The sequence below is a fragment of the Bradyrhizobium sp. HKCCYLRH3073 genome (genome assembly GCF_051167995.1).
Taxonomy (GTDB): Bacteria; Pseudomonadota; Alphaproteobacteria; order Rhizobiales; family Xanthobacteraceae; genus Bradyrhizobium.
In genome coordinates this window covers 46,866-69,230 of the sequence record NZ_JBNPUD010000017.1, presented here as the reverse complement: position 1 = coordinate 69,230, position 22,365 = coordinate 46,866, and the positions used below count along the sequence as shown (strand labels likewise).

Sequence of the window (22,365 nt, the reverse complement as noted above, 5' to 3'; positions counted from 1 at the left end):
GGATGAGCGAACGCGTTCTTCTGGGCGACATCGGCGGCACCAATGCGCGCTTCGCGCTGCTTGACGGCGGCACCATCGGCGAGGTTGCTCATCTCAAGGTCGCGGATTTTCCGACCATCGCTGACGCGATCACCGACTTCCTCTCGCGCCAAGCAACCGGCGGAGCGCCCAACGCGGCCGTGCTCGACGTCGCCGGCCCGATCGAACGCAATCGCGGCATGCTGACCAACTCGACCTGGGTGATCGACGGCGCCGAGCTGGCGGAGCGGTTCAAGCTGCGCTCGGCCAAGCTCCTGAACGATTTCGAGGCGGTCGGCTGGTCGCTGCCAGCGCTACATCCCGACGACCTGTTTTCGCTTGGCGGAAGCGCCGCGGTCGACGGCGCACCGATGCTGGTGATCGGCCCGGGCACTGGCTTCGGCGCCGCCTGCTATCTGCCGGGCGACGGCCACCCCACGGTTGCCGTAACCGAGGCCGGTCATGCCACGCTGCCGGCGACGACGGCGCGCGAGGCCACCGTGCTGGCGAAGATGCGCGAGCGCTTCGGCCATGTCTCGATCGAGCGCGCATTGTCCGGCATGGGCCTCGAGAATGTCTATCGAGCCGTCGCGGCAGTGGATGGTGTCGACGTGCCGCAGCGCGATGCCGCAGCGATTACCCACGCCGCGCTCGACGGCAGCTGCGCCACCAGCCGCGCGACGCTCGACATGTTCTGCGCCTGGCTCGGCGCTGTCGCCGGCAACCTCGCACTCACCTTCTGCGCCCGCGGCGGCGTCTACATCGCCGGCGGCATTCCGCCGCGGTTTCCGGACTACTTTGCCAGATCCGATTTCCGCCGGCAGTTCGAGAGCAAGGGGCGCTATGACAGCTATCTGCGTCCGATCCCGGTTCATCTCGTCACCAAGCCCGACATCAGCTTTCTCGGCCTCAAATCGTTCTTCGAGGCCGGCATCACCGCGAGCGGCGGCTCCCCGACGCACTGAGATCGAATGAGCGACATCGTCACGATCACGCCGAACCCGGCCGTCGACGTCTCGACGACCGTCGAGAAAATCGTGCCGGTGGCCAAGCTGCGCGGCACGACGCAACAGCGAGATCCCGGAGGCGGCGGCATCAACGTCGCCCGCGTCATCGCCCGACTCGGCGGCGACGTCACTGCGCTCTATCCGGTCGGCGGCCCGACCGGCCTGCTGCTGAAGCAACTCGTCGAGAAGGAAGGCGTCGCCAGCCACACCTGGGCAACGGCCGAGGACACGCGCGAGGATTTCTTCGTCCAGGAGCGCGTCAGCGGCCAGCCCTATCGCTTCATCCTGCCGGGTCCGACGCTGACCGAGGCCGAGTGGCAGGCCGGCCTTACCCTGCTCGCGGCCCAGGATCCGTTCCCCCGGTTCGTCGTCGGCAGCGGCAGCCTGCCGCGTGGCGTGCCGGCCGACTTCTACGCGCGCGTTGCGACGCTTGCACGATCAAACGGCGCGCAATTCGTGCTCGACACCTCGGGACCAGCTTTGGCTGCGGCGGTTGCCGGCGGGGTCGACCTGATCAAGCCGTCGCTGCACGAGATGCAAGAGCTGGTCGGCGGCGCGCTGCCCGATGCAACGGCCTGGGAGAAAGCCGCCCACGCGCTGGTCGCGAGCGGCAAGGCCGGCGCCGTCGCGCTGACCATGGGTCATCTCGGCGCCCTGCTGGTCACCCGCCACCGCGTGCTGCGCGCTCAGCCGCTGACGATGGTGCCGGTCAACGCAGTCGGCGCCGGCGACAGTTTTCTCGGCGCGCTGGTCGCGAAGCTCGCCGCGGGCGAGCTGCTGGACGAAGCGTTTCGCTTTGCAGTCGCCGCAGGTGCCGCGGCGCTGCTGCGCACCGGCACCGCGCTGTCCGATCCCGCCGACGTCAGCCGTCTGCTGGCTGATGTGCGGCTCGAGACGGCGTGACATCGCTTGCCGTATCACCGTTGAGCCGATCCAGCGAGAGCAGCAACCCGCCGACGCGCTCCAGCGACGACATCCACTCGGCGAGGCGGTTGAAATTGTCCACCATCCAATTGAACGACCCCTGCACCAGCGTGAACGCGGCGGCAGCCTGGGTGAGTTCGCCCAGCGTCATCTGATCATCGAGGAACTTCGGCGCGCACAGCACGAGACCGATGATCGGCGCGAGCAGCGAATTCAGATGAGACACCAGGGTATTGCGCATCAGCTGCCAGCACAGCCGCTTCCATTGCCGGATCGTGCGGTCGAGCGCCATCCACAGCCCAGCAATGACGCTGCGCTCTTCCTGCTTGGGCGCGATGCCTTCGCCGATGTCGCGCAAGTGATGTGCTGCGGTAATCAGCTCCGATTCGGCCTGGTTCTTGGTCTGGATGACGCGCGTGAGCGGCGAACCGACCCACAGCATCGCCCCGGTCACCAGCCCGGAATAGATGACGACGCTGACCACCAGATAGCCTGGAATCCACAACTGGTGCCCGGCTACGGCAAAACCGATGGATCCGCCAACCTGCCACAGCACCTGGACGAACACGACCGCCGTCAGCAGCGAGGAGATCACACTGACCACGAAGTCGATCGGTGCATCGGTGGCGATGCGGATGTCCTCGGCAATACGATACTCCGGAATCTTCAGATCGCCCTGCACCGTCGCGAGCCGCGCATAGCGATCGTTCTCGACCCAATAGTTGATCACCTTGGTGCTCAACCATTGCCGCCAGTTGCGTTGCATCACCATGCGGCCCCACACCGAGACGATCGCCAGCACGACGCTCGCCAGGCAGAGCGGAATGAGCAGAGTGGCCTGCTGCCGCAGCCGCGTCGGATCGCGGCCTTCCAATGCGTCGAAGAAATCCCTGTTCCAGTAATTGAACCGAAACTGCACGTAGAGCTGAAGCACCACGAGGACGATCAGGGCGACGCAGAGCAGCCAGACCCGCCATGCCGTCGATCCGAGCCAGAATTGCCGCGCCGTGAGCCAGAACCGCGACCATTCGCGATTGCCGTCCTCGTTCTCGTCGTCGGAGATCATTGGTGATCCGGATGGGTGCGATTGATGAGTCTTACCAAACATCCTTGCCTATGGTGGAACCGTTGTCATCTCGCGATTTAAGGGGCTCGCGGAGCGCCCTGCTTGATCTTGCGCAAGGCAGCCGCCGCCCGTCGCGACAAACTGAAGCTCGCGCTGCGATGCGGGAGATCACTGATGACGGCACCCGGCTACATCCGCTGGTTCAAGGACCTTCGTATCGAGGACGTGCCCGGGGTCGGCGGCAAGACGGCCTCGCTCGGCGAGCTGTATTCGGCGCTGGCGTCGCAGGGCGTGCGCGTACCCAACGGCTTCGCACTGACGGCCGCCGCCTATCGCGATGCCTTGCGCGCGACCGGCGCTGACGACGAGCTGCGCAAGCTGCTCGCAGGCCTCGACAAGCGCCGCATCGCCGATCTCGCCAAACGCGCGGCGAAGGCGCGCGCGATCGTTTTCGCGGCGACCGACCGTGACGACCTGCGCTACGAGGTCGCAGAGGCCTACAAGCAGCTGGAGCAGGAGTATGGCCGCGGCGTCGCGGTTGCCGTGCGCAGCTCGGCCACCGCCGAGGACCTGCCGAATGCGAGCTTCGCAGGCCAGCACGAGAGCTTTCTCAACATTCGCGGCGCCAAGGACCTGTTCGAGGCGTGCCGCCGCTGCTTCGCCTCGCTCTATACGGACCGCGCGATCTCCTACCGCATCGACAACGGTTTCGACCACGACAAGGTCGCGCTTTCGGTGGCGGTGATGAAGATGGTACGCTCGGACCGCGCCGCGAGCGGCGTGATGTTCTCGTTGGACACCGAGAGCGGCTTTCGCGACGTCGCCTTCATCACCGGGGTCTATGGCCTCGGCGAGACCATCGTGCAGGGCACGGTCGATCCGGACGAGTTCTACGTCCACAAGCCGACCTTCGCGGCCGGCTTCCGCAGCGTGCTGTCGCGCCGGCTCGGCGCCAAGGACAAGCGGATGGTCTATGCCAAAGCCGGCGTAAAGGCCGGCGCACGAAGCCGCGGCCCCACGACGCGCACCGAGACGACGCCGCCGGCCGACAGGGCGAAATTCTGCATCAGCGACGCCGACGTGCTGGAGCTGGCGCAGGCCACCATCGTCGTGGAGGCGCACTACTCGCAGAAGGCCGGCAGGCCGACACCGATGGACATCGAATGGGCCAAGGACGGCCGCGACGGTGCGCTCTACATCATCCAGGCGCGGCCGGAGACGGTGGCCTCGCAGCGGCGGCCCGAGGCGATCGAGACCTACGTTCTGAAGAAGACCGGCAGGACGCTGGCAACCGGCCGCGCCGTGGGCGAAAAGATCGCCACCGGCAAGATCCGCTTGATCCGCAATCCCAAGGATCTGAACGCGTTCCGCCCCGGCGAGGTGCTGGTCGCCGCGTCGACCAGTCCGGACTGGGAGCCGGTGATGAAGACCGCGGCGGCGATCGTCACGGATCATGGCGGCCGCACCTGCCATGCCGCGATCGTCGCTCGGGAGCTCGGCGTGCCGGCCGTGGTTGGCACGGAGGATTTCAGCAAGCGCGCGAAGACCGGAACGACGGTCACCGTCTGCTGCGCGGAGGGCGATGCCGGCCATGTCTACGACGGCGCACTGCCGTTCGATGTCGAGCGCCTGGCGATCGACAGACTGGAGAAGCCGCGCACCGGGATCATGGTCAATCTCGGCAACCCCGAACTGGCCTTCAAGACCGCGCTGCTGCCGAACGATGGCGTGGGCCTTGCGCGCATGGAGTTCATCATCAACCAGGCGATCGGCATCCACCCGATGGCGCTGGCGACGCCCGCAAAGGTAACCACGGCAAAAGATCGCGCGACGATCAAGCGCCTGACCGCGCGCTACAAGAAGCCCGCCGACTTCTTCGTCGAGCGGCTGTCGGAAGGCGTCGGCACCATCGCCGCGGCATTCTACCCGCGGCCGGTGATCGTGCGCCTCTCGGACTTCAAGACCAACGAATATGCCAGCCTGATCGGCGGCTCCGATTTCGAGCCGAAGGAAGAGAACCCGATGCTCGGCTTCCGCGGCGCCTCGCGCTATGCGCATCCCGCCTACGCCGCCGGTTTCGCGCTGGAATGCGCGGCGTTGCAGCGCGTGCGCGACACGATGGGGCTCTCCAATCTGAAGATCATGATCCCGTTCTGCCGCCGCGTGGAGGAGGCACGCAAGGTGATTGCGGCGATGGCCGGGCATGGCCTCGTGAGAGGCGAAAACGGGCTCGAGATCTACATGATGTGCGAGATCCCGAACAACGTCATCCTGATCGACGAGTTCGCCAAACATTTCGACGGCTTCTCGATCGGCTCCAACGATCTCACCCAGCTCACGCTCGGCGTCGACCGCGACTCCGACATCGTCGCCTTCGATTTCGACGAGCGTGATCCCGGCCTGCTGGCGATGCTGCGGATGGCGGTCGAGGGCGCGCACCGCAACCATCGCCATGTCGGCATCTGCGGCGAGGCGCCGGCCAACTATCCGGAAGTCGCGCGCTATCTGGCCGAACTCGGCATCGATTCGATCAGCGTCAATCCGGCGAGCGTCGTGCGCACCATGGAGATCGTCCGCACCGCCGAGCGGGAGCTCGCGACCCACAGGCCGCAGGCGCTGGCAAGTTGATCATCGCCGAAATTCAGGAACTGGTCTTGAAGAAGTCCAGCACGGTCGAAGCGCCGCCGATGACGTCGCCGCCGCCATAGAGGCTTGCCAGGAACGTGCCGCGATGGCTGGCGCCGGCGACCGCGATGCCTTGCGCAAAGCGCCCGTCGGCCGCCAGCGGCATCTTGACGAGGCTCGGCGGCAGCGCCTCGTCGAGAAGGCCGTAGTAGAACCGCATCGGGGCGTCATAGTCCCAATAGGTCGAGCTGTTGCCGGCCAGGCGGCGGAGGAAGCGGCTGTTGGTCTCGTGGGTGAAGCGCTCGAAGAAGCCGTCGACCAGCAGATCCGAGGGCTGCGGCACCGACTTGCCGAACGTCTCGTCCATGCTATAGCCGGCCCAGTATTTCTCGGCCAGCGCGACGTGGTGCGGCTTGATCGCAGTCTTGAACAGGTCGCCGAGCCGGTAATACTGGCGATAGCTGCCCAGGAGGACGATGACGCACGGCGTGATCCAGATCGGCTGCTTCGGATAGGTGCTGTCGGTCGACGCGCTGCCCGGTTGGGCGGACACCCAATAGCGCATCGAATCCGCAAGATTGTTGAACGGACTTTGCGTGGCGCTCGCCGCCACCGCGACGCGCCGCCGCTGCAGCTCCTGGCGCAGCCATTGCGTGTTCAAGGCACCCTGCGACCAGCCGTTCAGGAACAGCCCGGTCTTTCGCAGGCCGAGGTGATCGAGCGCGAGCAGACCCGCGTTCAACACGTCCAGGCAGCACTGCACGGTCGCGTCCTTCACCGCATAGGCCTCGCCGCGCCCCTGGCGATACGGTCCCTTGCCGAGATAGTCGGCCGCGATCAACGCAAAGCCGTTGCCGACCAGGCGCTGGACGTTGAACAGCGTCTCGATCGAATCGACATTGTCGCGCGGCTCGTAGTTCGGATCGGCCAGCTTGACGAGATTGGACGGGACCTGGTCGAACGACAGGATGGTGCCGTGCTGCCACGACACGACCGGCAGTGCGCCCTTGTGATCGGCGGGAAGCGCGAGCAGGCCGCTGACCTTGACGCGCTCACCGGTGCCGGGGATGCGCGTGTAGGTCGTCAGCCGGCGCAGTTCGACGTCGACCCGCGCCCCGTGCTTGTCGGCCGAGAATGGCGGCAAGATATTCTGCTCATTGAAGACGGCGTGAAGCTTCGCTGCGAGCGCATCGAGCCGATCCTTGCTGACGCGCACCGGCCGGCCGAGGCTTGCGCCGTCACGTGGCTGCGCGAAAGACGGGCCGGAGGAAAAAGAAAATGCCGCAGCGCCGAGGCCGGCTGAGGCCAGCAGCCTTCGGCGGGATGGCCGGCCGGCCGAGGCTGCGGAGCTGAGCTCCGACGGGGTCAGCTTGGCCGTCGGCTGGGCCAATGCCTCTTCGGGTCCCCCGACCAGGGTATCCAGGCCGATCATTCGCCGCTTCATCACGTCCCTCCGAGCCGACTACAGCCGAGGGTAGTTCGCAAAGCCTAGCACTTGCTAAATGGTGCAGCAATTGGAGCCGGATGTTTCGCCAGTCACCTGCTCTGTCGAGCCTCGCGTGGTCGCGTCGCGGCTCGCCTCCGCACGTCAAGCGCCGCCATGCGAATGATTTGCGATGGCGTTCTGCAGGCACACCAGGAAGAGATCGCGAGGACGAGATGAAGGCCTACCGCGCCGCTTCGAAGCCTCCGAGCACCGCGGTCAGGTTCTGCCCGAGAATGTCCGAGAGATAGCCGCCCTCCTGCACGAACACCGTGGGAAGGCCGAGCCGCGCGATCGCGCCGCCGATGCGACGGAAACCTGGCGTGGTCACGGAGAGCCCCTTGAGCGGATCGTGCTCAGAGGCATCGAGGCCGAGCGCCACCACGAGCGCACCGGGCGCGAACGCATGGATCGTCTTGGCCGCGGTCTCGAACGCCTTGAGATAGGTGTCGTCGCCGCTCTTGAGCGGCAGCGGAATGTTGAGGTTGGCGCCAAGCCCGGCGCCTGCACCGCGCTCATGCGCATAGCCCCAGACGAACGGATAGTAATGCGTGGGGTCGGCGTGGATCGAGATGGTCAGCACGTCGGGCCGCTCGTAGAAGATGCCCTGCGTGCCGTTGCCGTGATGGACGTCGACGTCGAGGATGGCGACGCGCTCGTGGCGCTGACGCAGATGCGCGGCCGCGATGGCGGAGTTGTTCATGAAGCAGAAGCCCGAGGCCATGTCCCGATACGCATGGTGGCCCGGCGGCCGGCACAGTGCGTACATCGCATCCTCGCCGTCGAGCAGCAGTTGCGCTGCGGTCGCAGCCACGTCGGTCGCGGCGCAGGCGCCTTCCCACGTCCCCGGCCCGATCGGCGCTGAGGTATCGGTCGTGTGCCAGCCCAGCCGCCCGACGATGTGCGTCGGATAGGTGGCGGCATTGCGAACGGGATGAATGTTCGGGATCATTTCCGCACCGGCATCGCCGAGCGCGGCCCAGGCGTCCCACGCCTCTTCCAGGAAATTGAGGTATTCCGGACTGTGCACGCGCGCGCGAGCTTCCTGGCCGAAATGAAGCGGCGCGACCAACTCGTGATGGCCGGCCTTCAATCCCGCAAGCAAACGATCCGCCCGCTCGGGCTGCTCGGTGGTGCGCTTGACGACGCCACGCACCAGATAGAATTGCGGATCATGGCTGCGATGCAGCTCGGTGTAGACGGCCTTCACGCGCAATGGCTCCTGTTCGCTCGCACCGACGATTGTGCACGCAGTCACGACGGATACAAGCACGGATGGTTCGCACGTCGATCGGTCCGTGCCGGCAGCTTCCAACCGGCGGAACGGTACGCTGTGCATCGTATCTTCTCGGCAGCGAGTGCGTCGGGATCCAGGCGATCCGGCGCGTGAGGCGCGGTGGATGTGGGGAGAGATCCGCCGCGACGGCGGTCGACTGCGCCACGAAATCTGCAAAACCTCGGCGCGCAAGCCTGACCAGCTCATGCATCGCAAGCCGCGGCTGGTGACGAGCCCCAGGCTTCAACCGGCATGGAGACCCCGGGGATCGATCCAAAATTTGCATCGATTGATACAGGCTTCGGTTTGGACCCCGGCCCTCCCTCTCCTCTAGGACAGTCATCGAGGAACGTACAAGAGAGGTGGAGCGCATGAGCGCTATCGTAACCACGGCCGAATTGCGCCGATCACGCGTGCGGCTGTTTATCGTGACCATGCTGTTCCTGGTCACGACCGTGAACTACGCCGACCGGGCGACCTTGTCGATCGCAGGACCTTCGCTGTCCAAGGAGCTGCATCTCGATCCCGTCGCGATGGGCTATGTGTTCTCCGCCTTCGGCTGGTCCTATGTGCTCGCGCAGGTGCCGGGCGGCTGGCTGCTCGACCGCTTCGGTTCGCGCTGGGTCTATGCCTGCAGCATCGTGATCTGGTCGATCTTCACCATGATGCAGGGTTGGATCGGCTTCTTTTCCGGCGCCGCCGCGGTCACCGCGCTGTTCGCGTTGCGCTTCCTGGTCGGTCTCGCCGAAGCGCCGAGCTTCCCGGCCAATGCCCGCATCGTCGCCGCCTGGTTTCCGAGCAACGAGCGCGGCACGGCGTCGGCCTTCTTCAACTCGGGCCAGTATTTCGCGACCGTGATCTTCGCGCCGCTGATGGGCTGGATCGCGCATGCGTTCGGTTGGCGCCACGTCTTCACAGTGATGGGTGCGCTCGGCATCCTCATGGGCCTGATGTGGATCAGGACCATGTACGGACCGAAGGAGCACGCGAGCGTCAACCAAGCCGAGCTCGACTACATCAAGGACGGCGGCGCGCTGGTCGACATGGAGGGCGCGAAGGACGCCAAGGCTACCTCCGGTGGTCCGACCTGGTCGCATATCGGACAGTTGCTGTCGAACCGCATGATGCTCGGCGTCTATATCGGCCAGTACTGCATCAACACGCTGACCTATTTCTTCCTGACCTGGTTCCCGGTCTATCTGGTCAAGGAGCGCGGCCTGTCGATCCTGCAGGCCGGCTTCGTCGCCACCCTGCCGGCGCTGTGCGGCTTCATCGGCGGCGTGCTCGGCGGTTTCATCTCCGACGCCATCCTGCGCAAGACGGGATCGCTGACGCTCGCCCGCAAGATCCCGATCGTCGGCGGCATGCTGCTGTCGATGGCAATCATCGGCTGCAACTATGTCGACGGCCAGGCGCTGGTGGTCGGCCTGATGGCGCTGGCGTTCTTCGGCAAGGGCATCGGCGCGCTCGGCTGGGCTGTGGTCTCCGACACCTCGCCGAAGGAAGCCGGCGGCGTCTCCGGCGGCCTGTTCAACACCTTCGGCAACCTCTCCAGCATCACCACTCCGATCGTGATCGGCTACATCCTGTCGGCCACCGGCTCCTTCAACGGCGCACTAGTGTTCGTCGGCCTCAACGCCCTGGTCGCGGCGTGCGCCTACTTGCTGATCGTCGGCAAGATCCAGCGCGTCCAGCTCCGAGCCTCCTGAGCACCACGCTTAGCTTCGCGTGGTCTCGACTCCAACGGCGGCCCCCCCCGGGCCGCCGTTTTTTTTCGGTGCCTCGCCGTCATTCCGGGGCGATGCGCGGCAGCGCGGCGGAAGGAACGAAGAATCGCAGGATAGCGTCTAATTGAGAATCCAGTCGTCGACATGCACGAGCACGGATGAGCTAATCCCTGCCATAACGAAAAATATGCAAAACCAGAATACCAACCCAAAAAAGTACATCTTAGGCTGCACCTCGCGATCGTAGACGGCTCCACGAGCGAGCAGCCGCCCGGTTCGCAGGGCGGTCCAGACAATTGGACCTCCGAACCAGAGCAGCACCAAGGGAAACACGGCAAAGCCGGCAAGTAAGATTTTCAGAGCCAACTGGAGCAATCCGGACCTGGTGGAAACGGACTCAGTCTCACCATCTCAACCTGCTGATCGACGCAGAGGCATATCACGCCAGCAAGGGAAATGCGAGGAAAGCGGGTAGCGGGGGTCCGCTACATCGCGAGACCCACTATTTTGGAAGCTCTGCTTCTTTGCCTGCGAACGGCCCAACTGGCCTCGCGGCGGTTGGATAGTCCGCCAATACCGCATTTGCGCGCGATCCAACCACGTCCTGAGATGCCAAATGAAGGCCGGCGCCCCGATGCGTTCACATCGCCTTGGCGAGCGCGAACAACCGGAAATCCTCGAGCGCCGCGTGCCGATGCGGGGCGACTTCGCGCTGGTAGGTCTCGGTGTCGACGATCGAGCGGAAGGCGGCGAAATCGCCGTATTCATTGATCGCCGCTTCGTCCCAGCGTTCGCCTTGCGGGCCGACGAGGCTCGCCAGGACCGGCACGGAAAACATCCGCACCAGCGGCTTACCGGCTGCGAGACGCCGGAAGGCCGGTCTATAGCGTTCGTTGAAGGCTTCGCGGCCCGAACAGGGCGCGGCGTCGAAGCCGTCCTCGTAACGCGCATACGCGCGGTAGCGCAGCAGATTGAGCATGTAGACCGGCTGGCCGGGGGGAATCGCGCGCTCGGCGGCGTCGAGGGCTTGCAGCGTGATTTCGATGGCGTTCATGGGACTTCTCGCGGTTTCTAGCGGCGCAGCATGCGCGCTGACGCTCCCCATTTGGCCCATCGGAACGGCCTCTTGTAGCGACCCCGTCGCCATGACTATGTGGACTGAATGTCCACAACAGCCTTGCCTCCCGACCTCTCGCGTCTCCTCGCCTTCGTCCGCGTCGTCGAGGCGGGCTCCTTCGCCGAAGCCGCGCGGCGGGCGGGGACGACCACCTCGGCGATGTCCAAGGCGGTCGCCCGCCTCGAACAGGCTCGCGGAATACGGCTTTTGCATCGCACCACCCATTCGCTGGCGCTGACCGAAGAGGGCGAGCGGCTGATGGCGGCGGGACGCGCGCTGGCCGAAAGTCTCGATCGCGTCCAATCCGCGCTCGGCGAAGCCACGCGTAACGATGGCGGACGGGTGCGAGTGACCGCCCCCGCCTCGTTCGCGCGTGCCTGCATCCTGCCGAGACTTCCCGCGTTCCTGCGGGAGCGGCCGGAAATCGAGATCGAGATCAAGTTCCGCAACGAGATTCTTGATCTCGCGGCGGAAGGCGTCGACATCGCCATCCGCTCAGGCCCCCTCGATCGCGCGCCCGGTCATCTGGCGCGGCGGCTTTGCACGTTCTCCTGGATCGCTTGCGCCTCGCCCGCGTATCTGAACGCGCGCGGCGCGCCGGCGACTCCATACGAGCTTTCCGAACATGACCACGTCGGCTTCCGCAATCCCGCGAGCGGGCAGATCCTGACCTGGCGTTTCACCGATCCGCGCAGCAAAAAGCTCGTTCGCGTCGCGCCCAAGCCCAAGCACATTTGCGACGACGCGCACGCGTCGGTCGCTTTGATCGCGAATGGGTTCGGCATCGGCTGGGGGCCGGCGTGGCTCTTTCATGACGACCTACGCACCGGCCAGCTGGTCGAAGTGCTTATGCCCTGGCGGGCGCCGGCGGAGCCCCTATGGATGCTGCGCACCTCCAACCGCCGGCCGCCCCTGCGCACGCAGCGCGTCATGGCGTTCCTCGCGACGCTTCCCGCCACGTTCAGCGACAAGTCGGGATGAGGCGCCGGCCGTCAGCTGGGCTCTGCGGTCGGCGTGTAGGACGTCAGCCGGCTTGGGAGGGGAAATCGGGGACAGACCACGATTTCCCCGGCTTCCTGGGCTTCCGCCTTGGCGCGGTCAGCAATCTGCAGCATGCCGGCAAGAACGGGCTGCGCGTCGTCTCGCAACGTCGTCCATCCGTGGTCAGTCAACATGCAGACTGAGCACATCTGAGTTCACCTCGAAAGGACGCGGCAGTACCTATCCCGAGACGTAGGACGCCCCGGGGGCGCCGTGCAGGAAGCCGTTGGCGAATGGAACGTCCGGATAGATCTCGCGCAGGCGGCCCGTTGCGGCTTCGGCTTCCACGCGCCCCGCCAGGACCGCCTGGAAATGCTCGGACACCGCGACCATGTCGCAGGCCTGAGGTGATAGCCGCAGCGATGTCACGCCGCTCTGCTTCAGACGATCGAGATCGCCGAGCAGGTTTGAGCACCCATGCGACAGCGTCTGCACGCCGTTCATGGTGAGGAACGCCTGGTTGTCCAGCGTCGTTACGACGAGGCCGTCGGGGTCCTGCTCGCACACGAAGCGGCAATTGTCCTTGGCGAGCTTGTGCAGGCGGGCGTGATAGCAGCGCGCGGAGATCGCGAGCGGCACACGGCCGAAGGCGAATACTTCGATCGCCACCTCCGGCACGGCGCCGGCGATGGCGGCAACCGAGGACAGCGGCAGCTCCGGCGGCAGGCAGATCCGGGTGGCGCCTTGGGCGGCATGAAACGCGGCGCTGGCCTCGTTGTAGATGTTGACGAATGGCCCGATGGCATGCGGCCGGCCGGCGATCGATTTGAGGCAGGTGAGGTCGTTGACCTCCACCAGACCGTGGCCGAACTCGGCGAGGCTTGCCGTCTGCCGGCGCTCGCGCCGCAACGACACCAGGACCAGCGACCCCAGCAGCACCTGCTTGCCGGCAGCCATAAGCCGCTCGATGACTTCAGGCAAATGGGGTTCGAAGAACGGCGCGCGCTTCGAGCAGACGACCTCGCCGACCACGACCCGGTCGAGCGGGGCCTCGTCGGCGATGCGAAAGTAAAAATCACGCCAGCGCTCCGGCTGCCAATTGTAGAGCACGGGTCCCAGAGTGAGTTGCATTCGCTCTACGCCTTGATCCGCCATTGTCATGTCGTCTAACGCCAGGTCTTGCGGTAGGCGCCCTGCGTGGTGGCCTGCCCTTCGGTGAACGCCGTGAGGTCGGCCGCCTCGGTGGACCTGCCGGCATCGAGCGCTGCCAGCACGCTGCGAAAATGCCGCACCACGCTGTCGACATAGGCGCGGCCGCGCTGGCGGCCCTCGATCTTGAGCGCGGTGACGCCGGCTTCGCGCAGACCCTCGAGCAGGGTCGTGGCATCGAGACTGACCGGATCCTCGAAGATGTAGCCGGCGCCTTGCGTGGTCGAGAAGCGGCCCTTGCACAGCGTCGGATAGCCGGCCGGCTCGTCGCGGCCGAAGCGGTTGATGGTGAAGCCGCCGAGCCGCGAGGTCGTTCCCTGTGGCGTCTCCTGATAGGCGACGTGACTGGGCGGCGAGCACACGCCCTGCATGTTCGGTGACTTGCCGGTGGCGTAGGAGGACAGCGAGCAGCGGCCCTCGGCCATCACACAAAGTCCGCCGAACACGAACACCTCGGTCTCGCAGTCCGTCTCACGGGTGATCTCGGCGATCTCGGGCACGCTCAGCACGCGCGGCAGCACCACGCGGCGGGCGCCGAAATTCTCGACGTAGAACGCGATCGCGTCGACATTCGCCGCCGCCGCCTGCACCGAGACATGCAGTCGCTGTTCGGGATGGCGCCGCGCGGCATGGTCCATCAGCCCGACATCGGCAAGGATCAGCGCGTCGGCCCCGGCCTCGACGGCATCATCGACCGCGCGACGCCACAGCTCGACGGCGCCGGCGCGCGGGAAGGTGTTGATCGCGACCAGCACCTTGGCGCCGCGCCGATGCGCGAACGTGATCCCTTCGCGCATCTGCGCGCGGCTGAAATTCAGCCCAGGAAAGTTGCGGGCGTTGGTCTCGTCGGCGAAGCCGCAATAGACGGCATCGGCACCGGCTTCGACCGCGCTCTTCAGCGCCGCCGGCGTCCCTGCCGGACAGATCAGCTCCATCGTCGCATCCCGCTTTCGTTCGTCGTTGATCTCAGCAGCGAGTCGCGCGCTGCCGCGAGCAGGCGTTGCGCGGGCACGCCGAACGGCCCCGAAAGCGTCGCGATCTCAGCGACCAGATCCAGACCAGCATCGTCGATCGCATTGCGGAGCGCCAGCACCGCCTCGATATCGCCTTCGATGACCAGCTGACGCGAAAACATCAGCGCATCGCCGTCGAGCCGGCCCTCGACCAGCGCCAGCAGGCTCACGATCGACGCGGAGATGGAGGCATTGAGGTCGGTGGGCAACTCGCGCACCGCCGCGAGTTGCGGCTGCTGCGGGCCCGCCTGAATCACGAATGCGAACGGCAGATCGGTCGGCTTGATGCCAAAGCGCTTTCCGCGATGCGACCCGAGCCGGTCGAGCAGATGCGGATGCCGGCGCAGAAGCCCGCGCAGGAAAGCGCCGAGCGCAATCTGCAGCGGCAGCAACGGCAACGGACGCAGCGCCTGCCTGAGCAGCGGCGGCAACAGTGGCAGTGAGGTCGAAGACGCGTCCTGAAGAGAACTCATGGCACAAGCTCTGGCCGGATCGGCGGGGGAAGTATTTGACCCGGAACAAAGATCATACTGATTGTTCCAGCTACGAGGCGTTTTTTGAACGGAGCCTATCGTTGCGACGTGATGTCCCTCGCTTCCGCGAGCTGTCGGATTTCCTGCGCTTTCTCGACGAGCGGGGACAGCTGCGACGCATTCGCGACAGCGTCTCGGTCGTCCACGAAATCACCGAGATCCATCGCCGCGTCATCTCCGCCGAAGGGCCCGCGCTGCTGTTCGAACGGCCGATCAAGGCGTGCGGCTCACTCTCGGCAATGCCGCTCGTCACCAATCTGTTCGGCACCGTGGAGCGGGTGGCCTGGGGCATGGGCGTGCAGCCGGAACGATTGGCGGAGCTCGGCAAGATGATGGCGGAGCTGCGCGCCCCGCAACCGCCGCGCGACATCAGGGAAGCGCTGCAGAAGCTGCCGCTGGCGCGCGCGGCGCTGTCGACCCGGCCGAGGCTGCGATCAGCCGCGCCGGTGCATGAATGTGTCACCATGGGCGATGACATCGACCTGACCACCTTGCCGGCCCAGATCTGCTGGCCGGGCGAGCCGGCGCCGCTGTTGACGTGGCCGCTCGTCATCACCGTCCCGCCGGACGCATCCACCGGCGAGCAGGAAAATGTCGGCGTCTACCGCATGCAGGTGCTCGGCCGCGATCGTGCCATCATGCGCTGGCTCGCTCATCGCGGCGGCGCCCGCCACCACCAGCAGTGGCAGGCGCTGGGGCGCGACATGCCGATCGCGATCGTGATCGGCGCCGATCCCGCCACCATCCTCAGCGCCGTGCTGCCATTGCCCGAGACCATCTCCGAGCTGCGCTTCGCCGGCATCCTGCGCGGCGACCGCCCCGAGCTGGTCGAATGCCTCACCGTGCCCCTGACGGTGCCGGCGGCCGCCGAGATCGTGATCGAGGGCGTCGTGTCGGCCACCGAAACCGCGCCGGAGGGGCCCTATGGCGATCACACCGGCTACTACAACGCCGTCGAGAACTTTCCGGTGCTGCAGGTCACCGCGATCACCACGCGTCGCAGCCCGCTCTATCTGTCGACGTTCACGGGACGCGCGCCGGACGAGCCGTCTCGAATTGGCGAGGCGCTGAATACGCTGTTCGTCCCTTTGATCCGGCAGCAATTCCCGGAGGTGGTCGACTGCCATCTGCCGCCAGAGGCCTGCTCCTACAGAATCGCCGTCGTAGCGATCAAGAAGCGCTATCCGGGCCAAGCCCGCCGCATCATGCTCGGCCTGTGGTCGATGCTGCCGCAGTTCAGCTACACCAAGCTCCTCATCGTGGTCGACCAGGACATCGACGTCCGCGACTGGCGCGCGGTGATGTGGGCCGTCGCGACGCGCAGCGACTCCTCGCGCGATCTCGTGCCGCTTGCCAACACGCCGATCGACTATCTCGACTTCGCCTCGCCAAAATCCGGCCTCGGTGGCAAGCTCGGCATCGACGCCACAACCAAGCTCGGCGCCGAGACCGAGCGCGCCTGGGGCGAGGTGCTGGCGATGGACCCCGCCGTAGCGGCACGCATCGACGCGATGTGGCCGAGCCTCGGCCTCGGCGAGGGCGGGGCCGGTCGAGTGGCCTCGGCATGAGCGGACGGCACCACGTCATCGTCGGCATCAGCGGCGCCTCGGGCGCCGCGATCGGTGTGCGCATCGTCGAACGGCTCGCGGAGCAACCGCAATGCACGGTCCATCTCGTGGTATCTGACGCCGCCGTGCGCACCTTGCACGAGGAGGTCGGCCAGGGCAGCCTGGCGCGGCTGCGTGATCTGGCGGCGCATGCTCATGATGTCGCCGACATCGGCGCGAGCATCGCCAGCGGCTCGTTTTCTGCAGCCGGCATGATCGTGGCGCCCTGCTCGATCCGCACCCTCTCGGCGATCGCCTGGGGCCAGCTCGACAACCTCCTGGTCCGCGCCGCCGACGTTCAACTCAAGGAGCGCCGCCGGCTGATCCTCTTGGTGCGGGAGAGCCCGCTGCATCTCGGTCATCTCCGAGCGATGACGCAGGCCACCGAGATCGGCGCGATCATCGCGCCGCCAGTGCCGGCGTTTTACCTGAAGCCCCAGTCGCTCGATGACGTCATCGAGCAGATCGCCTGCCGCGCGATCAACCTGCTCGACGTCCCCGGGCTCCGCGCCAACGCGCGGGAGTGGCTTCCGGACCGGACGACCGAAGCAAGCAATCTTGCTGAGGTAGCGAAGCAAGACAGACGATAGGACTTGAAGACAGAACACGACAGACGCACTCGGGCGATGAGCCGAAGGCGTCTGCGACGGTTGACGTGTTCTTCGACGAGCGGGAGTACAGACGCCGCCTCTCCGTGCTGCCGCGCGAACCTGGACTGTTCCCGGCCGAGCAGCCACCAGCTTTTCGCTTTCGTTCGGTCAATTGACGTTGTCGAAACCCAGCGCAGCACGAACGGCCGGATCAATTCTGGATGGGGTCCAAGGCGGATCGAATGTCATCGTCACGTCCACGGCTTCGACGCCCGCAATCTCCGCAATGCTGCATGCGACCCCTTCCTTGAGAAAACCTGTTGCGGGGCACCCGGGCGTCGTGGCCGTCATCGTGACATGCACAACGCCATCCGTCGCCGTGATGTCGTAGATGAAGCCGAGATCGACCACGTTTTCTCCCAGCTCCGGATCGATGACCACGCGCATGGCGTCGCGGATGCGGTCGATGACATCGCGGCTCATAGCGGAGCCCTCACCGACAGTTCGTAGGTCGATCCATCCGGCGTAAACCCGCCGAGCCAGCGAAAGCCACGTTTCTCAAGTTCAGGGAACAGGAACACCGGCTCGCGGCCCAGAAGTGCCGACAAGGTCTCTCCAGGGGCCAACTCCTCCGCGGCCGCAAGGATGCGCACCATCGGCTCGGGTGGGTCGAGCTCCCGGTTGTCGAGCGTGACCACGGGATCTGGCCATCGCTCGAATGCGAGGCTGGCACCTGCATCTTCCTGACCGGCGTCCTCGGCAGCCAGCGGCGAAAACAGCACTTCCCAGTCGCCATCGTCGAGCGGTCGATCGGTGTGGGCGAAGCCCTTTTTTGCCATGACGGAGAGCAGCGGAACCGGCCTGAAGCTCGCGATCAGCCGCACGCCCTGGCCTGGCGCCAGCCGGCCAACCGCGTCCATGATGACGGAGAACGGCTCGCCTCCGGCCCTGAGAATCGGTCGGACGTCGACGTCAATGTACGCGATCATGGCTTCCCTCCTAGTTTCTGGCGAACAACAGGCTTGGCGCGATGGCTCCGGCCGGAAGCCTCCGGGAGCCCGCAACATCGGAAAGACGTCGGACTCGCACAAGCTCGTGTATGATTCCAATACTGCCCACGGCCATGACCGCCGCGGCGCCGCGAAACGCCTGGTCCTCGCCCATCATCAACATGATGGTCGCCGCCCAGACGCCTAGAAAATAGATGATGAACCACTTCTCGGACCGGCGTTCCACCGCCAGGTCCTGAACCCGTGGCGTCGGGCCGCGCCCCATCACGGGACCGTAGGTTTCGAGCCAGGTCAGAAAGGCGACAATCTTGTAGAGCTTCGCGAATATGACACCAGACAGCCAGCCGAACACGGCCAAGAACGCGAACGCGCCGACATGAACGCCGACCTTTCCGGTGACGATGATGACGGTGCCGAGCGCCACCGTCGCCGCCAGATTGGCGAAAGACACGGTTGCCATCCGCATGTTCAGCTCGAGCTGGCGCCGTTTGCGGGAGCGATAGATCGTCGCGATGTCCCGTCCATAGAGCGCAAGCGAGATCACCCCAAGACCAGCAGCGAGGATGAGCACGGCTCCGAGCTCGGCTGCGAGGCCGATTGCGAACAATCCGCCCACGACTGCCACCGATAGCGCGAGCGCACCAAATTTCAGCGCGGATGTGCTCTGTCGATCGCCGAGGTCCGCCGAGAGCATGAACATGGCCAGCAGGCGATAGCTCACCCCCATGGCGGTCAGGGTCAGCCAGCCTCCCAGCCCGGCAATCGCATGGATCGGAATCGCCGCGGCCAGGAGCGCGGCGCCGAAGGCGCCCGCCGATCCGGCGAGAGCAAACGAGAACGCGGCGCCGAGCGCGACAGTCGCACATAACGAGCCAAGTCCGGCGATGACAAATAGAGCAGATCCCTTCGGCTGGCTGAAGAGCGTCAGGCCCAGATCGAGCGCGACCATCGCCAGACCGGCGCCGAGCACCACGCTGCCGGCCGGCAGAAGCCAAGCGGCTGGAGCAATTCGTCCGGCCAGTGAGAGGAAACCCGATATCAAGCAGACTAGACCGACGTTGATGAGGAACAAGGCCGGCAAGGCCCATTTGTCGAAGGGGAGCGGCCTTGCGACGAGAACGGGAACGAACTGGAACAAGGCGCCGCATACCGAGAGACTGAGCCAACCGATGCAGACCGCATGCACAACGACAAGCGTATCGGGAGCGCCGAGGTCTGCAGCGGGGTAACCGAGTCCGCCGACCAGCATTGCCAAGGCAACGAGCAGCCACCCCAGCGCTGCCGCGAAATAGCTCATCGTCCAGCGCGAGATTTTCGCTCCAATCATGAGCGGCTCCAGTTCTTGATCGCGGACGCAGCACTCGCGACGACGTTGCGCCATTCGGCAGTTGCCGTGGCGCCCGGAGGAACGCGGCCTCCTCACGCCCGAAGGGAGCGCGAACGATGAGCTTGCGCCGTACAATCTCCCGACCATCGGAAAGATGCTAGACGGGGCCGACCGGCCATTCTTTGTCGGAGCGCAACATTTCGCGTCATCAGCGTCGTGATGACGACTCCAGCACGACCGGCGGACTCCCTGTCGCGTCGAGGAACATCCATGTCAGCCGGCAGATATCTTCGGCGGCCCGGCTCGGCAGTTCTGTGTCCCCCGACCCGTCGATTGCTCGCGATCAGCGCAGCTGGCTGGCTGAGTCTATAGTTCGATCCTGACGAACACTTTCCAGCCACCGCTCCACGTCTCCTCGGGCTTCGAGCTCAACTCCCATGTCTCCGGAGAAATCTCTCCAGGCATCGATATTGCTGCGCGGCACGCCGACAATCGTCGGTATCGCGAGGTCCAGCGCGCGGGCAATCAGATCAAGCGTTCCGCGTCCCTCGCACTCTGCCTTGCCAAATTTGTTCAACACCAGGATGTTTGGACGCGCATCCAGGCTGGCGAGGACTCGAACCGTCACCTCTGCCAGCGCCGATTCATCCAGCCGGCAACCTCTCGCTCCCGATCCACGATCCTCGAAGATCGGGGTTTGATTGGCCGTGTCGATCTCCTCGAGCAGGACGTTGCACCGGCGATTTTCGTCGAGGAACAGCCTTCGCTGCAGTGCGCCGGCGACCTTCAATCGCACTCGACGCGAGTGATCCACGAGGTGATCGAACGTCTCGTAGGGATATTTCCCGTCGTCGTAGACGAGCGCCACGAGCGGCGCGGCCTCAACACCGACCTTCTCTACCATCTCATCGTGCATGCGAATCCCAACATCAGCTTGATGCTTCGACATGTCCAACCCACTCCTCCAGCAAAGATAGCCTGTGGCGGACCCGGCCTAGGAGTGATCGATTTCATCCCTCTGCAGCGACCATTTGATCATGGACGTCAGACAGACGATCGCGGGATCGGCGGCTCTGTCGATGGCGCTCATCAACCCGAGCCAATCCTCGTTCTCGGCGAGATTTGCAAAGCGCCGGACAGCAGCCGACGCATACTCACCGACATCCTCGCCGAGGCGATCCGCGACAGAGCTGACGCGCACCAGGAGCGTAAGGTCGCCACACCCCTGCAACACCGCACTCGACTTCGCGTCGTCGCTGAGATCGTGAATGAGATCCCCGAGCAGCATGATCGCCCCCTCTACTGCGGCAGCGCCGATTGCGGCGCCGGCAAAGTCACGCCAACGATCGCCGCGCGGCCTGCCAGATCGGCGACATATTTCGCGAGCGCCTGGTGCCGGACACGCTCGGTGAGATATTGCGAAATGCGCGCCCTCGCCATGTCGAACGGCAGGACTTGTCCGGGGGCCCGCCGGTCAAGGCGCACGACATGGATACCAAAGCGTGTCTCAATCAGACCGACCTCTCCAACCGACATCCGGGCCAGCGCGGCGTCGAACTCGGCGGTCGTCTGCCCACGCGACAGCTGCCCGAGCCTGCCACCATTCTCCGCCGAGACCCTGCAGTCGGAGCGATCGCGCGCGATGGTCTCGAACACCTCCGGGCTTCTCCGCACGGCCTCCATGATCGTCCGCCCCTCGTCTCGCGCAGCCGATCGAGCCAGCGAATCGCTGCTCGGCGCGATCAGCAGGATGTGCGACGCTTCGTAGAGCTCGCCGACAAGGAACCGTTGCCTGTTCTGATCGTAGAAGCGACGGCACGTCGATTCGTCCGGCTCGTGTATCAGAACCTCGCGCGCGATCAGCGCCCGCATCGCCGCTTCTTCCTCGGTTTCGCTGCGACCTTCGGCATCACGCAGAGGGGAGGCCGTTACGCCGAGCCTCCTGACCTCCTGTCTCAGCAATTCGCGCACCGCAAGCGCGCGCGCCGCCGCTTGCCAGGCGAGGATCGGCTTGTCCGACGGATGGTTCTGAACTTCCCGGGCAATGACGTCGCGTTCGATCACGACCCCGTTCACACTGACCATCTTCGGCTTTGGAAGCGCCGCGCCCAATGAACAGTCCATCGGTTACTCCGCAGGCTGAATCGGTTGCACAAGATGACGGCGTCCGTCGCGGCTGCGCACCACCTGATAGCCGCGGCGGCCGAGATACCACACCGGCGCACTCCAGATGTGGACCAGGCGGGTGAAGGGGAAGAGCAGGAAGATGGTCATTCCCAGGACCAGATGCGCCTTGAAGATCGGATGGACGTCGACAATGTTGGCGGCGATTCCAGGCTGCAACGTGAGAATGCCCTGCGCCCAGGCCATGAACTTGACCATCTCGTGACCATCGAGATGACCGAGCGACACGGGGATGGTCGCCAAGCCAAGCAGCAGCTGGACGAACAGGACCAGAAGGATACCCGTGTCAGCAAAAGACGACGTCGCGCGGATCCTGGGATCGAAGAGCCTGCGATGCGCGAGGAGCGAAATGCCGACCAGGCACATCAGCCCGGCGCCGCCACCGGCGACGATCGCGAGCATCTGCTTGAAGCCGTGCGACACGCCGAGCATGTCAAACACCCAGATCGGCGTCAGCAGCCCGACGAAATGCCCCGCAAAAATGAAAAGGATCCCGACATGGAAAAGGTTCGAGCCCCAGATCAGTTGGCGCCGCCGAAGCAGCTGACTCGAGCCCGAGCGCCACGTGTACTGCTCGCGGTCGAATCGAATCAGACTGCCGATCAGAAAGACGGTCAGGCAGAGATAGGGATACCAGCCGAAGACGATGGCATTGAGCGTTTGCATGG

22 protein-coding genes are annotated in these 22,365 nt (G+C 65.4%); 7 read left to right on the top strand and 15 right to left on the bottom strand.

Annotated features, from left to right (window positions below):
• The first annotated feature begins 2 nt into the window (after positions 1–2).
• Together glk and ACQR1X_RS28835 are read left to right on the top strand one after the other, a co-directional pair.
• On the top strand, positions 3–983 hold the full coding sequence (gene glk, locus ACQR1X_RS28840; RefSeq protein WP_434900108.1) for a glucokinase: 981 nt from the start codon (positions 3–5) through the stop codon (positions 981–983).
• Between the two features lie 6 nt (positions 984–989).
• Entirely contained in the window at positions 990–1,928 is a 939-nt protein-coding gene (locus ACQR1X_RS28835; protein ID WP_434900107.1) for a 1-phosphofructokinase family hexose kinase, read from the top strand.
• On the opposite strand, the gene ACQR1X_RS28830 is transcribed toward ACQR1X_RS28835, so the two are convergent.
• Positions 1,888–3,015, bottom strand: coding sequence for an SbmA/BacA-like family transporter (locus ACQR1X_RS28830; protein ID WP_315803401.1), 1,128 nt, complete (start codon positions 3,013–3,015; stop codon positions 1,888–1,890). The two genes, ACQR1X_RS28835 and ACQR1X_RS28830, sit on opposite strands and share 41 nt — an antisense overlap.
• 174 nt (positions 3,016–3,189) lie before the next feature.
• Here ACQR1X_RS28830 and ppsA point away from each other — a divergent pair, with 174 nt between their 5' ends.
• Positions 3,190–5,643, top strand: coding sequence for a phosphoenolpyruvate synthase (gene ppsA / locus ACQR1X_RS28825; protein WP_316217437.1), 2,454 nt, complete (start codon positions 3,190–3,192; stop codon positions 5,641–5,643).
• Between the two features lie 13 nt (positions 5,644–5,656).
• On the opposite strand, the gene ACQR1X_RS28820 is transcribed toward ppsA, so the two are convergent.
• Positions 5,657–7,084, bottom strand: coding sequence for a lysophospholipase (locus ACQR1X_RS28820; RefSeq protein ID WP_434900106.1), 1,428 nt, complete (start codon positions 7,082–7,084; stop codon positions 5,657–5,659).
• A gap of 223 nt (positions 7,085–7,307) precedes the next feature.
• On the bottom strand, positions 7,308–8,333 hold the full coding sequence (locus ACQR1X_RS28815) for a histone deacetylase family protein (RefSeq protein WP_315803398.1): 1,026 nt from the start codon (positions 8,331–8,333) through the stop codon (positions 7,308–7,310).
• A 437-nt stretch (positions 8,334–8,770) separates the two neighbouring features.
• Between ACQR1X_RS28815 and ACQR1X_RS28810 the strand changes: the two genes are divergently transcribed.
• Positions 8,771–10,108, top strand: coding sequence for an MFS transporter (locus ACQR1X_RS28810; RefSeq protein WP_315803397.1), 1,338 nt, complete (start codon positions 8,771–8,773; stop codon positions 10,106–10,108).
• A 138-nt stretch (positions 10,109–10,246) separates the two neighbouring features.
• Here the strand turns inward: ACQR1X_RS28810 and ACQR1X_RS28805 are convergent, their stop codons facing one another.
• Both ACQR1X_RS28805 and ACQR1X_RS28800 read right to left on the bottom strand, forming a co-directional pair.
• Positions 10,247–10,492, bottom strand: a complete 246-nt coding sequence (locus ACQR1X_RS28805; protein WP_316217440.1) for a hypothetical protein — start codon at positions 10,490–10,492, stop codon at positions 10,247–10,249.
• A 274-nt stretch (positions 10,493–10,766) separates the two neighbouring features.
• The gene (locus ACQR1X_RS28800) at positions 10,767–11,180 is read right to left on the bottom strand and encodes a hypothetical protein (RefSeq protein WP_316237550.1); all 414 of its coding nucleotides are present in this window, start codon (positions 11,178–11,180) and stop codon (positions 10,767–10,769) included.
• Positions 11,181–11,288: 108 nt separating this feature from the next.
• On the opposite strand from ACQR1X_RS28800, the gene ACQR1X_RS28795 reads away from it, so the two are divergent.
• Complete coding sequence (locus tag ACQR1X_RS28795; protein WP_316237551.1) at positions 11,289–12,224, top strand: LysR family transcriptional regulator; 936 nt, start codon at positions 11,289–11,291, stop codon at positions 12,222–12,224.
• Between the two features lie 240 nt (positions 12,225–12,464).
• Here ACQR1X_RS28795 and ubiV read toward each other — a convergent pair whose 3' ends face one another.
• From ubiV to ubiT, 3 genes are read right to left on the bottom strand one after another with little or no spacing between them, the layout of a single operon-like run.
• Positions 12,465–13,355, bottom strand: coding sequence for a ubiquinone anaerobic biosynthesis protein UbiV (ubiV, locus tag ACQR1X_RS28790; protein ID WP_316237552.1), 891 nt, complete (start codon positions 13,353–13,355; stop codon positions 12,465–12,467).
• Between the two features lie 35 nt (positions 13,356–13,390).
• The gene (gene ubiU / locus ACQR1X_RS28785; protein ID WP_434881304.1) at positions 13,391–14,368 is read right to left on the bottom strand and encodes a ubiquinone anaerobic biosynthesis protein UbiU; all 978 of its coding nucleotides are present in this window, start codon (positions 14,366–14,368) and stop codon (positions 13,391–13,393) included.
• Positions 14,359–14,877: a ubiquinone anaerobic biosynthesis accessory factor UbiT gene (gene ubiT / locus ACQR1X_RS28780; RefSeq protein WP_315803390.1), complete on the bottom strand. Its 519-nt coding sequence runs from the start codon at positions 14,875–14,877 to the stop codon at positions 14,359–14,361. The genes ubiU and ubiT overlap by 10 nt, the downstream gene beginning before the upstream one ends.
• 143 nt (positions 14,878–15,020) lie before the next feature.
• Between ubiT and ACQR1X_RS28775 the strand changes: the two genes are divergently transcribed.
• Both ACQR1X_RS28775 and ACQR1X_RS28770 read left to right on the top strand, forming a co-directional pair.
• The gene (locus tag ACQR1X_RS28775) at positions 15,021–16,547 is read left to right on the top strand and encodes a UbiD family decarboxylase (RefSeq protein ID WP_315803389.1); all 1,527 of its coding nucleotides are present in this window, start codon (positions 15,021–15,023) and stop codon (positions 16,545–16,547) included.
• Positions 16,544–17,176 carry a UbiX family flavin prenyltransferase gene (locus tag ACQR1X_RS28770; protein ID WP_316182426.1) on the top strand — a complete coding sequence of 211 codons (633 nt, stop codon included), beginning with the start codon at positions 16,544–16,546 and terminating at the stop codon, positions 17,174–17,176. Before ACQR1X_RS28775 ends, ACQR1X_RS28770 begins: the two co-directional genes overlap by 4 nt.
• A gap of 168 nt (positions 17,177–17,344) precedes the next feature.
• On the opposite strand, the gene ACQR1X_RS28765 is transcribed toward ACQR1X_RS28770, so the two are convergent.
• From ACQR1X_RS28765 to narI, 7 genes are all read right to left on the bottom strand, one after another.
• Complete coding sequence (locus ACQR1X_RS28765) at positions 17,345–17,659, bottom strand: metal-sulfur cluster assembly factor (protein WP_316182424.1); 315 nt, start codon at positions 17,657–17,659, stop codon at positions 17,345–17,347.
• Complete coding sequence (locus tag ACQR1X_RS28760; protein WP_434900105.1) at positions 17,656–18,165, bottom strand: DUF2249 domain-containing protein; 510 nt, start codon at positions 18,163–18,165, stop codon at positions 17,656–17,658. The genes ACQR1X_RS28765 and ACQR1X_RS28760 overlap by 4 nt, the downstream gene beginning before the upstream one ends.
• A gap of 10 nt (positions 18,166–18,175) precedes the next feature.
• The gene (locus ACQR1X_RS28755; RefSeq protein ID WP_434900104.1) at positions 18,176–19,513 is read right to left on the bottom strand and encodes a hypothetical protein; all 1,338 of its coding nucleotides are present in this window, start codon (positions 19,511–19,513) and stop codon (positions 18,176–18,178) included.
• Positions 19,514–19,856: 343 nt separating this feature from the next.
• Positions 19,857–20,462, bottom strand: coding sequence for a DUF2478 domain-containing protein (locus ACQR1X_RS28750; protein ID WP_434900103.1), 606 nt, complete (start codon positions 20,460–20,462; stop codon positions 19,857–19,859).
• A 45-nt stretch (positions 20,463–20,507) separates the two neighbouring features.
• Complete coding sequence (locus ACQR1X_RS28745; protein WP_315803383.1) at positions 20,508–20,801, bottom strand: hypothetical protein; 294 nt, start codon at positions 20,799–20,801, stop codon at positions 20,508–20,510.
• An 11-nt stretch (positions 20,802–20,812) separates the two neighbouring features.
• Positions 20,813–21,577, bottom strand: coding sequence for a peptidylprolyl isomerase (locus ACQR1X_RS28740; RefSeq protein WP_316237556.1), 765 nt, complete (start codon positions 21,575–21,577; stop codon positions 20,813–20,815).
• Between the two features lie 63 nt (positions 21,578–21,640).
• Positions 21,641–22,363 carry a respiratory nitrate reductase subunit gamma gene (gene narI, locus ACQR1X_RS28735; protein WP_316217448.1) on the bottom strand — a complete coding sequence of 241 codons (723 nt, stop codon included), beginning with the start codon at positions 22,361–22,363 and terminating at the stop codon, positions 21,641–21,643.
• Positions 22,364–22,365 lie beyond the last annotated feature (2 nt).

What these genes read in the sequence shown, in the direction of transcription:
- glk (WP_434900108.1), top strand. Translation starts at nt 3, where the DNA reads ATGAGCGAACGCGTTCTTCTGGGCGACATCGGCGGCACCAATGCGCGC.
- ACQR1X_RS28835 (WP_434900107.1), top strand. Translation starts at nt 990, where the DNA reads ATGAGCGACATCGTCACGATCACGCCGAACCCGGCCGTCGACGTCTCG.
- ACQR1X_RS28830 (WP_315803401.1), bottom strand. Translation starts at nt 3,015, where the DNA reads ATGATCTCCGACGACGAGAACGAGGACGGCAATCGCGAATGGTCGCGG.
- ppsA (WP_316217437.1), top strand. Translation starts at nt 3,190, where the DNA reads ATGACGGCACCCGGCTACATCCGCTGGTTCAAGGACCTTCGTATCGAG.
- ACQR1X_RS28820 (WP_434900106.1), bottom strand. Translation starts at nt 7,084, where the DNA reads ATGAAGCGGCGAATGATCGGCCTGGATACCCTGGTCGGGGGACCCGAA.
- ACQR1X_RS28810 (WP_315803397.1), top strand. Translation starts at nt 8,771, where the DNA reads ATGAGCGCTATCGTAACCACGGCCGAATTGCGCCGATCACGCGTGCGG.
- ACQR1X_RS28800 (WP_316237550.1), bottom strand. Translation starts at nt 11,180, where the DNA reads ATGAACGCCATCGAAATCACGCTGCAAGCCCTCGACGCCGCCGAGCGC.
- ACQR1X_RS28795 (WP_316237551.1), top strand. Translation starts at nt 11,289, where the DNA reads ATGTCCACAACAGCCTTGCCTCCCGACCTCTCGCGTCTCCTCGCCTTC.
- ubiV (WP_316237552.1), bottom strand. Translation starts at nt 13,355, where the DNA reads ATGCAACTCACTCTGGGACCCGTGCTCTACAATTGGCAGCCGGAGCGC.
- ubiU (WP_434881304.1), bottom strand. Translation starts at nt 14,368, where the DNA reads ATGGAGCTGATCTGTCCGGCAGGGACGCCGGCGGCGCTGAAGAGCGCG.
- ACQR1X_RS28770 (WP_316182426.1), top strand. Translation starts at nt 16,544, where the DNA reads ATGAGCGGACGGCACCACGTCATCGTCGGCATCAGCGGCGCCTCGGGC.
- ACQR1X_RS28765 (WP_316182424.1), bottom strand. Translation starts at nt 17,659, where the DNA reads ATGAGCCGCGATGTCATCGACCGCATCCGCGACGCCATGCGCGTGGTC.
- ACQR1X_RS28760 (WP_434900105.1), bottom strand. Translation starts at nt 18,165, where the DNA reads ATGATCGCGTACATTGACGTCGACGTCCGACCGATTCTCAGGGCCGGA.
- ACQR1X_RS28755 (WP_434900104.1), bottom strand. Translation starts at nt 19,513, where the DNA reads ATGATTGGAGCGAAAATCTCGCGCTGGACGATGAGCTATTTCGCGGCA.
- ACQR1X_RS28750 (WP_434900103.1), bottom strand. Translation starts at nt 20,462, where the DNA reads ATGTCGAAGCATCAAGCTGATGTTGGGATTCGCATGCACGATGAGATG.
- ACQR1X_RS28745 (WP_315803383.1), bottom strand. Translation starts at nt 20,801, where the DNA reads ATGCTGCTCGGGGATCTCATTCACGATCTCAGCGACGACGCGAAGTCG.
- narI (WP_316217448.1), bottom strand. Translation starts at nt 22,363, where the DNA reads ATGCAAACGCTCAATGCCATCGTCTTCGGCTGGTATCCCTATCTCTGC.